Genomic DNA, 11,361 nt, shown 5'->3' with positions numbered 1-11,361 from the left:
CTGAAAGGCTGCTCTGCGTCTTCTATATGCAAATGCTGCCGGGATTTGGCTACAAGTATCCGATGGTGCCACGACTTAATAATTATCAGCCAAGATAGAATTAACGCAGTCATGGGAAATTTGCACAAGGGTAGCGCTGAAGAAGGGGTGGGAGCAAGAAATGTCATTCCGCAGGATCGCAGAGATCGTTGTTATTGCGGCGACGACAACGGCCTCGCCAGCTTTTTGCCAGGACGCGGATGTCTCGTCGAACGAGCCAATCCGCACCATTTCGGCAGTGGTCGAATCAGATGCGAAAGCAGCTATTTCAGGGATCAACACGTTCTCGCTTGACCTTTATCGGCGCACGCTGACCGCTGATGAAAACCATTTCCTTTCGCCCGCCAGCGTTTCGGTTGCCATAGGTCTTGCCTATCGCGGCGCGCGCGGTACGACGGCGGGGGAGCTTGAGAAGACATTCCATTTCACCAAGCCGCCGTGGGACTATCTGCGTGCCAACGGGCAAGTGCTTGACACGATGAATTTTTCCGGACCGCGACGCGAACTACGAACGGCGAATGCCGTCTGGTTGCAGGACGAGATGCCGCTTCTGCCCGAGTATGAGAAGGACGTGACGGCTTTTGCGCAGGCAGGGTTGCAGCGTGTGAACTTTCGCGGAGGAGCGAATGCCGCGCGCATCCAGATCAATAGCTGGGTTGCAGAAAGCACTCGGGGCAAGATCAAAGACCTGCTGCTGCCGGACGACATCACAAAACGAACTCGCGCGATCCTCGTCAATGCCATCTACTGGAAGGGCGCATGGGCTGGCGCTTTCGATAAAAAGCAGACAAAAACGGAGCCTTTCACGCAATTGAGTGGCGATCAGGTTTCCACGCCGCTCATGCGCCAGCAGTCCAACTTTCGACTGATCGAGCGGGGCGGCTTCAAGGCGATCTCGCTGCCGTACGTGGGTCACGAAGTCGAAATGGTTGTGTTTCTGCCCAATTCGGCAAAGGGCCTGCCGAAATTCGAAGAAGAGCTTACCGCCGCTGATCTCGCAAATTGGCTTACCGACCTCGCCAACGCCGAGCGGCGCGAAACCATCCTGACGATACCCAAGATGCATGTAGAATTGCGGCAGGACCTCAAGAATTCTCTTATCTCGATGGGCGCACCCACAGCATTTTCAGACGATGCCGACTTTTCGGGAATGGCCACAATTCCATACCCCGGCGAGGTTCCCGAAGCCGTCGGACTGAAAATCGCTCGCGTCATTCACAAGACATATCTTGATGTGGACGAGGTCGGTGCGGAGGCTGCGGCCGCCACTGCGGTCGGGGATATCGTCGTCTCCAGCGCCCGAAGGGAACCACCTCCGCCGCCGTTCATATTCCGGGCGGACAAGCCGTTCTTTTTCCTGCTGCGCGACCTACGGACTGGTTTGATCCTGTTCATGGGACGCTATGTGAAAACCCAAGCGGAGCGTCCGCTCGGCGACTAGGGATTCAGGCCTCCGGCTACACGATATTCAAGCACCGCGATGCCCCCCCCCCGGGGCGTCAACGTATGACGGCTATTGGCGCACCCTCGTCTCGATTGGAATGGCCTAAGATCGGTTGATACTGTTGAAAAAGTCCGAAAGGGGTTTTGGCGGGCCATATTGGAACCAAGTATAGTTGCCTATGCGCATCGATCGTTCGCGCGGCCGAGACTTCATGAATCATTATTACCGAAATTCGATGGGCGCCGTGCGGCGGCCGACTTTTTCAACAGTATCTGTCGAATGCTGTCGTAGCACCGGTCAGCGAGCACTTTGGCAATATTGCCCATTGGCTTGCCATCTGCCGCCCGCGTCAAGACATGCATCAACGACAAGTAACCCCCGGAAAGCCCACCCCATCCATGCTAAAATGACCGCTAGCGCGATAAAGGCGATCAGAAGGCTTGGTTTCATCGACGCTTAATGCCGCTGCGATGCGACGTCCGCAATGGTCTTTAGCTGCCATCTCGGCCCGAACTGCACCCGATGGCGAAAACCGGGGTGGTGAGCTGCCATTAAGATTTCGCGCTTAAAAAAAGGCAGTATGTCCATCAGGATCATCACGATAGCCATATTGGCGGCACCCGCGGCCTTGCTCCTGCTACTAAAGCTTTTTCCAAATCTGATATTGTTTGCCCTTCATCAGCTCTACTATGCGCCGCTGGGATCGTGGATCGGTCTGCCGTTTTTCCGACCTGACTCCGAGATTGTTTTCGAGGTGCTTTGGCCGGGACGGATGCTGGCGATAGCAACCTATTCTGGAATGATATGGCTTTTCTGGCTCGCTCGAATGAAGCTTTTTCAAAGCGGGGACACAAAATAGCAGTCAGTTGAGCGGCCGGACGTCTACAATCGGTCGTGTCCGGAAAGGCAGCTTTCGGAACGAAATGGAGGTTAGCTGCCGTCCTCGCAGCATTGGAATTTGTCTACGCGGCCCAGTCTCCGGCGCCTAGCTTCTGTGATCGAAGCCCAGCCAGTCGGCCGTCGGCATCAGGAAGAGGTCGGTGTCTTCGGTGCGGCACCCGGCGGCGGTCAGCATCGCGTGCACCTGACCGCGGTGGTGCGTCTGATGGTTGAAGATATGCGGCAGCACGATGCCGAGCGGGGCGGAGACGTCCCGGCCCGCGGCGCCGCTGTACCAGTCGAGATTGCCGGCAACGGCGCCCGGCGCCATCGCGTCGGCCCAGGTCACGACGAGCGTGTCCATCGCGGTGCGCTGCGCCTTCAGATCGTCCCAGTCGGCGACGAAGCCGCCGCTTTCATTGCCCGGACAATCGGGCGGCGGGCAGCGGTCGAAGCGCGACAGCCAGATGCGGTCGGCCCACAGAAGGTGCGAGAGTGTCGCGTGGATCGACCCGAAAAAGGCGCCGCGATCCAGCCGTCGCTCGGCATCGGTCAGCGTGTCGGCGGCGGCATAGGCGGCGCGGTTTTGCCACCCGTTGTAGCGCGCCATCATCTGCACAAAGCGATTGTCGATCATTCGGCCTGTCTCCCGCGCGCGTGCCGCCACGCCAATGACATGCTTGTCAGCAAGCCGCTTGGCATCCGTCAAGTCTTGCCGCATGCTCGGGCAAAACAAGGGAGAGTGTGCAATGCGATTCCATGTCCTGTCGCTGGCCGCCGCGATGGTCGCGGTCGCCGCCAGTCCGGCCGCGGCCAAGACGATCAATGTCTCGGCCGAGGGCGCCGACGCCAACGAGAAACTGCAGGAAGCGCTGATCCTCGCCGAGCCCGGCGATGTCGTGCAACTGGGTGCGGGCACCTGGAAGCTGACCGACGGGCTGTCGCTTGATGTCGATAACGTCACGGTGCGCGGCGCGGGGACCGGCGAGGGCGGATCGATCCTGGACTTTTCAGGGCAGCAGGGAGCGGGCGAGGGGCTGCTCGTCACCTCCGACGATGTGCTGCTGACCAATTTCGCGGTGCTCAACACGCGCGGCGACGGCATCAAGTCGAAAGGTGCCGACCGCATCGTCTACAACGAACTGCGCGTCGAATGGACCGCGGGCCCTAAGGAAACCAACGGCGCCTATGGCATCTATCCGGTCGAAAGCCAGGATGTGCTGATCGACAGCGTCTATGTGCGCGGCGCGTCGGACGCCGGCATTTATGTGGGCCAGTCGCGCAACATCGTCGTGCGCGATTCGATCGCGACCGAAAATGTCGCCGGGATCGAGATCGAAAACTGTTTCGACGCCGACGTGCACGACAATATCGCGAACAAGAATACCGGCGGGATCCTGGTGTTCGACCTGCCCAATCTGCCGCAGCAAGGCGGGCATAATGTCCGCGTCTTCGACAATGTCGTCAGCGACAACAGCACGCCCAATTTCGCGCCGAAGGGCAATATCGTCGCCAGCGTGCCGACGGGGACCGGGGTTCTGGTGATGGCGAACCGCAATGTCGAGGTTTTCGACAATGTGTTCGAGGACAATGGCACCGCCAATGTGATGATCGTCGGCTATCGCTACGACCAGAAAGACCCCAAATATCAGCCGCTGCCGCGGCAGATCGTGGTGCGCGACAATGCGCATGGCAAGGCGGGCTTCGCGCCGGCCTTTCCGGGCGGAGCCGAGATCGCGGCGGCAATGGGCGGAGCGATTCCGCCGGTGCTGTGGGACGGCGCGGGCGACGCGATCGTCCTCGACGATGTCGGCGTGCTGTCGCTCGGCCTGCCCGACGTGACGACGCCGCAGAGCGAAGCGAAGCCGGTGCCGGTCAAGCTGGGCGGCACGCCGCCGCCCGCGCTGCCCGCCATCGTGCTGCCGGAGGGCATGGAGGCCAAGGTCCAGTGAAGCGTATCGCCGCCGCGCTGATCGCGGCGCTGCTCTACGCCAGCGCGGGCGGCGGGGCGGCGCCGGCCGCGGTCGATCAGGCCTTGATCGTGGGCAGCGCGATGCCCGCAAAGCTCTCCGCCTTTGGGCTGTTCGCGGGGAATGATCCGGCGCGGCCGATCGCGAGCTTTGCCTACACGCTGCGCACGCCCTTGTTCAGCGACTATGCCGAAAAGCATCGGTTCGTGTCGATCCCGGCGGGCAAGCGGGCGACGGTGCTGGCGGACGGCACGGTCGATTTTCCGGTCGGCACTGTGATCGTCAAAAGCTTCGGCTGGCCCGACTTCAACGATGGCCGTCCGGTCGAGACGCGGCTGCTGATCCACCGCGCGAGCGGCTGGGTGGCGCTGCCCTATATCTGGGACGCCGACGGCCGGGACGCCTCGCTCGCCATCGCGGGGCGGCGCGTGCCGGTGGCGTTCAAAAGCCCCGACGGGACGGCGCATGCGATCCAATATGGCGTGCCCAACCGCAACCAGTGCAAGGAATGCCACAGCCGCGCGGGTGCGATCGTCCCGATCGGCCCCAAGGCCCGCAACATGGTGCTGGCGGATACGGTCGGCGCCGATACGCGCGCGCTCTATTTCACCAACCCTGCGGCGCTGAAGCCGGCGATGCCGCGCTGGGACGATCCGGCGAGCGGCACGCTGCAGGACCGCGCGCGCGCCTATCTCGAGGCCAATTGCGCACATTGCCACAATCCCGAGGGCAGCGCGTCGAACAGCGGGCTGTTCTTGCGCTGGACCGACCCGGTCGGGGTCAACTACGGCATCGGCAAGCGTCCGACTGCGGCCGGGCGCGGAAGCGGCGGCATGGATTTCGCGATCCAGCCGGGCGATCCCGACCACAGTTTCCTGATCTACCGCCTCGAAAGTCTCGACCCCGGCATTGCGATGCCCGAACTTGGCCGCTCGACGGTTCACAAGGAAGGCGCGGCGCTGTTGCGGGAATGGATTGCGGCGATGCCCAAAGACGCGCATTAGGCTGGCCCGATGACCGCTCTCATCCTCCATGATTATTTCCGCTCGTCGGCCAGCTTTCGCGTTCGCATCGCGCTGAACCTCAAAGGTCTCGATTACGAGCGCGTCGAGGTCAGCTTGATCGCCGGCGAACAGAAGAGCGACGCCTATCTTGCGCAAAATGCCCAGGGCTTCGTGCCGATGCTCGTCGCCGACGGCGAGCCGATCATCCAGAGCCTTGCAATCATCGACTGGCTCGACCGCGCGCACCCCGAACCGCGGCTGATCCCCGACGATCCGATGGCGCGCGCGGTAGCGCTGGCGCAGGCCTATGTCGTCGCGTGCGATATCCACCCGCTCAACAATCTGCGCGTGCTCAAATATCTGACCCGCGACCTGGGGCTCAACGAACAGACCAAGGATCGCTGGATCGCCGAATGGATATTGCAAGGCTTCGATGCGCTGGAGGCAATGGCCGGCGAAGGCCCATATCTTGGCGGCGACGAACCGGGGATCGCCGACTGCTGTCTGGTGCCGCAGATGTACAATGCACGCCGGTTCGAGGTGCCGCTGGATCATTATCCGCGCCTCATGGAAATCGACGCTGCGTGCATGGAGCATGAGGCGTTCCGGCGCGCGCATCCCGATGCGGTGAAGCCCGCGTGATCCGGCTGGTGTTGGGGGTGGCCGCGCTGGCGATGCCGGCGGCGGCGCTGGCGCAGGAGGCGGCGTCCGATAGCGACATTGTGATCGCCGACTATCGTCGCCCGCAGCCGCAGGACATCATCGTGACCGGTGGCGGCCTGCTCAGCGGGAGCGGCGACGCGGGGCAGGCGGTGGCCGTGCTGACCGACCTTGATCCCGGCCTTGGCGCGCGCGTCGAGAACCGGCTGCGCGACGAGGCGGGGCTGGTCCAGTTTCGCCGCAGCGACAGCCGATCGGCGCATCCGACGAGCCAAGGCGTCACGCTGCGCGGGCTGGGCGGCAATGCGTCGAGCCGCGCGCTGGTGACGCTCGATGGGGTGCCGCAGGCCGACCCGTTCGGCGGCTGGGTGGCGTGGAGCGCCTATGATGCGATCCGGCTGGGCGGCGTCGCGATTACCCGTGGCGGCGGCAGCGGCGCCGACGGACCGGGCGCGCTGGCGGGCACCGTTGCGCTCTATTCGCAGATGACCGACGGCGGCGAGGCGAGCCTTGCCTATGGCAGCCGTGACGGCTGGGATGCGGCGTTCAGCGTCGGCACGCGGCTTGGCGACGGACAGGTCGCGGTCGACGGCCGCTACAGCCGCGGCGATGGCTTTGTGCCCGTCGTCGAAAGACAGCGGGGCAGCGCCGATCGCGCCGCGCCCTATCGGCAAGGCGGGCTGGGCGTACGCCTGCGCTTCGATACTGGCCCCGACAGCCGGATCGAGGCGAGCGTGCGCGGCTTTTCGGACCGGCGCGACCGCGGCACTGATTTCACGACCAGCACGGTCGACGGGATCGATGCCAGCTTGCGGTACCTGCACGAACCCGCGGACGGGCTGCAATGGCTCGCGCTCGGCTATGTCCAGGTCCGCGACTTCGACACAGGTTTTGCCAGCGTCGCGGCGAACCGCAACAGCGTGGCGCCGGCGCTCTTTCAGCAGGTGCCGACGACCGGGCTCGGCGCGCGCGTCGAATTGCGGCCTGCGTTCGGCGCGGCCAACCCGCTGCGTATCGGCGCCGACTGGCGCCGCACCGTCGGGCGGACCGAGGAGGATTATTTCTTCACTGGCCTCAATCCCGGCCGTCACCGCAGCGCGGGGGGCAGCAGCGACACCGTCGGCGCCTTCGCCGAATGGACGTCGGGTGGCGAAGATGACGGCTTGCTGTGGACGCTCAGCGGCCGGGTCGATCAATGGTGGATCGGCACCGGATACCGGCACGAATATAATTTCGGTGGATCGACGATCACCGACGCCCGCATTGCGGCGCGGCAGGGCTGGGAAGGCAGTGGGCGTGCGGGTGTCCGCTGGTCGGCGGGCGATGTGGCGCTGCGCGCCGCCGCCTATCGCGGCTGGCGCCTGCCGACGCTCAACGAACTCTACCGGCCCTTCCGCGTCGGCGCCCATGCGACGGCCGCGAACGAGGCGCTGGCTCCTGAACGATTGTGGGGCGGCGAGATCGGCGCCGACTGGAGGCGCGGCGGTACGAAGCTGAGCGTCACGCTGTTCGCGAACCGGCTCGACAATGCGATCGCCAATGTCACGCTGGGCACCGGTCCGGGCAATTTCCCCGGCGTCGGTTTCGTCGCGGCGGGGGCGAGCTATAGCCAGCGCCAGAATCTCGATGCGATCGACAGCAAGGGCGCCGAAGTCAGCGCCGAACAGCGCGTCGGCCCGCTGACGCTGGGCGCCACCTATGCCTTCACCGATGCGCGCGTCGCGGCGTCGGGCGCCGCGGCTGCGCTCGACCGCAAGCGGCCGGCGCAGATCGCGAAACATGGCGCCAGCCTGTCGCTGCGCGCAGGCGATGCGGGACCGTTCGGCGGCTTCGCGACCCTGCGCTATATCGGCAGGCAGAATGAGGATGATCTGGGGCTGCAACCGCTCGGCGATGCGCTGACCGTCGATGCCGGGATGTCGTTGCGGTTGACGCAGGGCTTGCGGATCGAAGCGCGCGGCGAGAATATCTTCGACGCGCTCGTTCCGGCGGCGCTGTCGTCGGCGGGCATATTGGAACGCGCGACGCCGCGGACCTTGTGGGTAGGTATACGCGCCGCTTATTGATTTCGCAGGCGGCGCAGAGGCGATAAGGATAGGGGCATGGCGGCGAAGACACTCAATCTCGGGGAATTTCTGCCCTATCGGCTGTCGATTGCGTCGAACGCGGTATCGAGCCGGATTGCCGCCGAATATCAGAGCCGCTTCGGCCTGAAGATCCCCGAATGGCGGCTGATGGCGGTGCTCGGCGAAGGGCGACCGCTGACCCAGCGCGAACTGGTCGCCGCGACGCGGATGGACAAGGTGACGGTCAATCGCGCCGCCAAGGCGCTGGCCGACCGCCAGCTTATCGCGCGCCAGGCGCACGAGGCCGACGGACGCTCGCACCATCTGGAACTGACCGCGGAGGGCCGCTCGCTCTATGACGCGATCGTGCCCGCTGCGCTCGCCAGCGAGGCGAAGCTGGAGGCGGCGCTGGACGCGGGCGAGCGCGCCGCGCTGATGGCGATCCTCGCCAAGCTGACGAGCGCCGCGGAAGATTATGGCGGATAGGCTTTATCGTGCCCCCGAGGCCGGCGCGCTGCGTATCGAGCCGCTTGGCGACCTGACCGCGATCTTCGACCGGCGATCGATGCAGACGCACCTTGTCGTCGCGCCCATGCCCGAAATAATTGCCGCAATGGGCGATACGCCCTGCGATGCGGGCGCGCTGGCGGAGCGGCTTGCCGCCATGTTCGACCTGGGGGGCGCGGGCGGCGACGATGTCGCGGCGGTCTTGCGCGAGCGGCTCGCCGAGCTTGCGGCGCTGGGGCTGGTGGCGCCGGCGTGAGGCACAGCACGCGCATCGCGGTAGGGCCGGTCCAGTTTCGCATCGGCAGCGACTGGCGCGCGCCGATCGAGACGCTCGACCGCCTTTATGCGGGCTATCCCGAGGACATGGCGCGCCCCGCCGATGCGACGGTGCGGCTGTTCGCCGCGCGCCCGTGGCGCCGCTGGCTGCGCCCCTCGGTGCATATCGGCGGCGATTTTATCGTTCCTGACGCTCTTCCGCTGCCGCTGTCGATGGGCTTGCTGGCCGCCGAAATGGGGATGAATTTGCAGGTCGCGCTCGGCTGGCGGCGGCACATGTTGCTCCACGCGAGCGCAGTGGCGCGCGGCGGGCGCGCGGTGATCCTGTCGGGCGAATCGGGGTCGGGGAAATCGACGCTCGCGGCGCTGCTCGGCGAGGGCGCGTGGCGGCTGATGGGCGACGAATTCACGCTGATCGAACCCGCAAGCGGCGATGCGCTGGGCTTTCCGCGCGCCATAAGCCTGAAGAATGCGGCGATCGCCGAAATGGCGGTGCGCGTCGACCCCGCACGGCTCGGCCCGCTGCTTGCCGGAACGCCCAAGGGCGATATCCGCCATCTGATCCCGCGCGCCGATGCGATCGCCGCGATGCACGAACCGGCCCGGCCCGCGCTGATCCTGTTTCCGCGCTTCGGCGGCACGGCGGCGATCGAGCCGATGGCGCCGGGCGAGGTGTTCGTCCGCCTGACCGAAGCATCGACGAACTATGTCGCGCTCGGCGAGGCGGGCTTTGCCGCACTGGCGCGGCTGGTCCGCGAGGCCCCCGCTTTCGGCATCAGCTATCCCGACAGCGCGGCCGGCATGGCGCTGGTCGAGCAATTATGGACGGAGGCAGCGCGATGAGCGCGGTGCGTACGCTGATCGATCTGCTCGCGGGGCGGCGCGATGCGGACGGCCTAGCGCCGCGCGACTGGAACGGAGTGATCGGCGCCGCGCGCGCCGAGGCGCTGCTCGCGACGCTCGCCCACCGGCTTGCGGATGCGGCGCTGCCGCCGCCCGTCGCGGCGCTGCTTGCCGACCAGCGCGCCGCCGCCGCGGTCGCGCGGGCGCAGGCGCTGTGGGAGGCCGAGATGACGCGCCGCGCGCTCGCGCCCGAAGGGATCGCGTTCGTGCTGCTGAAGGGCACCGCTTATGCGGCGGCGGGCCTGTCTTGCGCCGAGGGGCGCCAGATCGGCGACCTCGACATTTTGGTCGGCTGGCACGACATCGGCCGCGCCGAAAACGAGTTGATCGAGGCGGGCTGGGAATGGGTGAAGCCCGATCCCTATGACGACGCCTATTACCGCGAGCATATGCACGAGTTGCCGCCCTTGATCCACTCGGGCCGAGACCGGATGATCGACGTCCACCACACGATATTGCCGCGCACGCACCGGGTGACGCCCGATGCGCTGGCGATGATCGGCGATGCAGTCTTGGTCGATGGCGGTTTTGCCGTGCTGTGTCCGAGCGACATGGCGTGCCACTGCGCCGCGCATCTGCTCGCCGACGGCGACTTGCAGGGCGGCCTGCGCAATCTGTGGGATTTCCATTGCCTGACGCGCGACTTCGCGGCCGCCGATGCGGATTTCTGGGCTAAGCTCGAAGCGCGCGCCGCGCTTCATGGACTGCGCGCGCCGGTGCAGCGCGCCGCCCGGCTGGCGCGCGATCTTTACGGTGCGGCGCTGCCGCCCGGCTGGGACCGGCGCGAGCCGGGCGATGGCTGGTTCGTCCGCCGCCTGCTCGCGCGCGACGATTGGGGGCGACCCACGAATTTCGCGTTGCAACAGGCTTTCTACATCCGCTCGCACTGGCTGCGCATGCCGCCGGTGCTGCTGGCGAAGCACCTTTGGACGAAGTGGCGGAAGAGCTAGAGTCCCGCTAGCAGCGGCAGAAGCTCGTCATAATGGCCGATCAGATGGTCGGCGCCCAAGGCTTCGGCGGGGCGATCGAGAAAGCCGAAACGCACCGCGACGCTGGGCACCCCGGCGGCGCGCGCCGCCATGACGTCATAGATTGAATCTCCGACGAAGGCGGTTCGCCCGCCGCCGCTCCGCTCGATCATCGCGATGATGGGGTCGGGCGCGGGCTTGCGGACGCTGAGCGTGTCGCCGCCGACGATCGCAGCCATGCGATCCGCCAGTTCCAGTTCGCCGAGCAGCTTGCGCGCCATATGTTCGGCCTTGTTGGTCGCCACCGCGCAGCGCACCCCGCGCGCCTCGAGCGCGTCGAGCGCCGCGATCAGGCCGGGGTAGGGGCGGCTCTCGATCGCGATATGCGCTTCGTAATAGGCAAGAAGTTCGCCGAGCAAGCGATCGAAATCCTCCGCCGGAACGCCGCCGGTCGCGATCAGCCCCTGTTCGAGCATGTGACGCGCGCCGAGCCCGATCATCGGCCGCACCATTGTTTCGGCAAGCGGCGCGCGGTCTATCCGCGCCAGCGCATGGTTCACCGCGGCGGTCAGGTCGCCCGCGGTGTCGATCAACGTGCCGTCGAGATCGAAGCCGACGATGCGGAAGGGAAAGTCGCTCATGCCG

12 protein-coding genes are annotated in these 11,361 nt (G+C 65.6%); 10 read left to right on the top strand and 2 right to left on the bottom strand.

Going from position 1 to position 11,361, the window contains the following annotated elements:
• The first annotated feature begins 160 nt into the window (after nucleotides 1–160).
• Together MU856_RS09180 and MU856_RS09175 are read left to right on the top strand one after the other, a co-directional pair.
• Nucleotides 161–1,480, top strand: coding sequence for a serpin family protein (locus MU856_RS09180; protein WP_263588940.1), 1,320 nt, complete (start codon nucleotides 161–163; stop codon nucleotides 1,478–1,480).
• Nucleotides 1,481–2,063: 583 nt separating this feature from the next.
• On the top strand, nucleotides 2,064–2,342 hold the full coding sequence (locus tag MU856_RS09175) for a hypothetical protein (protein ID WP_062902691.1): 279 nt from the start codon (nucleotides 2,064–2,066) through the stop codon (nucleotides 2,340–2,342).
• Nucleotides 2,343–2,468: 126 nt separating this feature from the next.
• On the opposite strand, the gene MU856_RS09170 is transcribed toward MU856_RS09175, so the two are convergent.
• A complete protein-coding gene (locus MU856_RS09170; protein WP_062902690.1) occupies nucleotides 2,469–2,999 on the bottom strand; it encodes a DinB family protein in 531 nt (176 codons plus the stop codon).
• A 112-nt stretch (nucleotides 3,000–3,111) separates the two neighbouring features.
• Here MU856_RS09170 and MU856_RS09165 point away from each other — a divergent pair, with 112 nt between their 5' ends.
• Genes MU856_RS09165 through MU856_RS09130 form a run of 8 tightly spaced genes read left to right on the top strand, consistent with a single transcriptional unit; the run spans nucleotide 3,112 to nucleotide 10,698 of the window.
• Nucleotides 3,112–4,314 (top strand): parallel beta-helix domain-containing protein, encoded by a 1,203-nt coding sequence (locus tag MU856_RS09165; RefSeq protein ID WP_186402254.1) that lies wholly within the window; start codon nucleotides 3,112–3,114, stop codon nucleotides 4,312–4,314.
• Entirely contained in the window at nucleotides 4,311–5,336 is a 1,026-nt protein-coding gene (locus MU856_RS09160) for an SO2930 family diheme c-type cytochrome (protein WP_263588939.1), read from the top strand. Before MU856_RS09165 ends, MU856_RS09160 begins: the two co-directional genes overlap by 4 nt.
• 9 nt (nucleotides 5,337–5,345) lie before the next feature.
• Nucleotides 5,346–5,978, top strand: coding sequence for a maleylacetoacetate isomerase (maiA, locus tag MU856_RS09155; protein ID WP_062902687.1), 633 nt, complete (start codon nucleotides 5,346–5,348; stop codon nucleotides 5,976–5,978).
• Complete coding sequence (locus MU856_RS09150; protein ID WP_263588938.1) at nucleotides 5,975–8,062, top strand: TonB-dependent receptor; 2,088 nt, start codon at nucleotides 5,975–5,977, stop codon at nucleotides 8,060–8,062. The genes maiA and MU856_RS09150 overlap by 4 nt, the downstream gene beginning before the upstream one ends.
• Nucleotides 8,063–8,098: 36 nt before the next feature.
• The gene (locus tag MU856_RS09145) at nucleotides 8,099–8,548 is read left to right on the top strand and encodes a MarR family winged helix-turn-helix transcriptional regulator (protein ID WP_062902685.1); all 450 of its coding nucleotides are present in this window, start codon (nucleotides 8,099–8,101) and stop codon (nucleotides 8,546–8,548) included.
• Nucleotides 8,538–8,825, top strand: coding sequence for an HPr-rel-A system PqqD family peptide chaperone (locus MU856_RS09140; protein WP_263588937.1), 288 nt, complete (start codon nucleotides 8,538–8,540; stop codon nucleotides 8,823–8,825). The genes MU856_RS09145 and MU856_RS09140 overlap by 11 nt, the downstream gene beginning before the upstream one ends.
• Nucleotides 8,822–9,688, top strand: coding sequence for an HprK-related kinase A (locus MU856_RS09135; protein ID WP_263588936.1), 867 nt, complete (start codon nucleotides 8,822–8,824; stop codon nucleotides 9,686–9,688). Before MU856_RS09140 ends, MU856_RS09135 begins: the two co-directional genes overlap by 4 nt.
• A complete protein-coding gene (locus MU856_RS09130; RefSeq protein WP_186402247.1) occupies nucleotides 9,685–10,698 on the top strand; it encodes a nucleotidyltransferase family protein in 1,014 nt (337 codons plus the stop codon). Before MU856_RS09135 ends, MU856_RS09130 begins: the two co-directional genes overlap by 4 nt.
• Here the strand turns inward: MU856_RS09130 and MU856_RS09125 are convergent.
• Nucleotides 10,695–11,357, bottom strand: coding sequence for an HAD-IA family hydrolase (locus MU856_RS09125; RefSeq protein ID WP_082820068.1), 663 nt, complete (start codon nucleotides 11,355–11,357; stop codon nucleotides 10,695–10,697). The two genes, MU856_RS09130 and MU856_RS09125, sit on opposite strands and share 4 nt — an antisense overlap.
• Between the last annotated feature and the right edge of the window lie 4 nt (nucleotides 11,358–11,361).

Origin of the sequence: Sphingopyxis sp. GC21 (assembly GCF_025727575.1) — a bacterium.
Lineage (GTDB): Bacteria > Pseudomonadota > Alphaproteobacteria > Sphingomonadales > Sphingomonadaceae > Sphingopyxis > Sphingopyxis terrae_A.
The sequence above is the reverse complement of the archived record's forward strand: the minus strand, read 5'-3'. Positions and strand labels throughout refer to the sequence as shown.

Coding starts and splice junctions, on each gene's coding strand:
- MU856_RS09180 (WP_263588940.1), top strand. CDS start 161: ATGTCATTCCGCAGGATCGCAGAGATCGTTGTTATTGCGGCGACGACA.
- MU856_RS09175 (WP_062902691.1), top strand. CDS start 2,064: ATGTCCATCAGGATCATCACGATAGCCATATTGGCGGCACCCGCGGCC.
- MU856_RS09170 (WP_062902690.1), bottom strand. CDS start 2,999: ATGATCGACAATCGCTTTGTGCAGATGATGGCGCGCTACAACGGGTGG.
- MU856_RS09165 (WP_186402254.1), top strand. CDS start 3,112: ATGCGATTCCATGTCCTGTCGCTGGCCGCCGCGATGGTCGCGGTCGCC.
- maiA (WP_062902687.1), top strand. CDS start 5,346: ATGACCGCTCTCATCCTCCATGATTATTTCCGCTCGTCGGCCAGCTTT.
- MU856_RS09145 (WP_062902685.1), top strand. CDS start 8,099: ATGGCGGCGAAGACACTCAATCTCGGGGAATTTCTGCCCTATCGGCTG.
- MU856_RS09140 (WP_263588937.1), top strand. CDS start 8,538: ATGGCGGATAGGCTTTATCGTGCCCCCGAGGCCGGCGCGCTGCGTATC.
- MU856_RS09130 (WP_186402247.1), top strand. CDS start 9,685: ATGAGCGCGGTGCGTACGCTGATCGATCTGCTCGCGGGGCGGCGCGAT.
- MU856_RS09125 (WP_082820068.1), bottom strand. CDS start 11,357: ATGAGCGACTTTCCCTTCCGCATCGTCGGCTTCGATCTCGACGGCACG.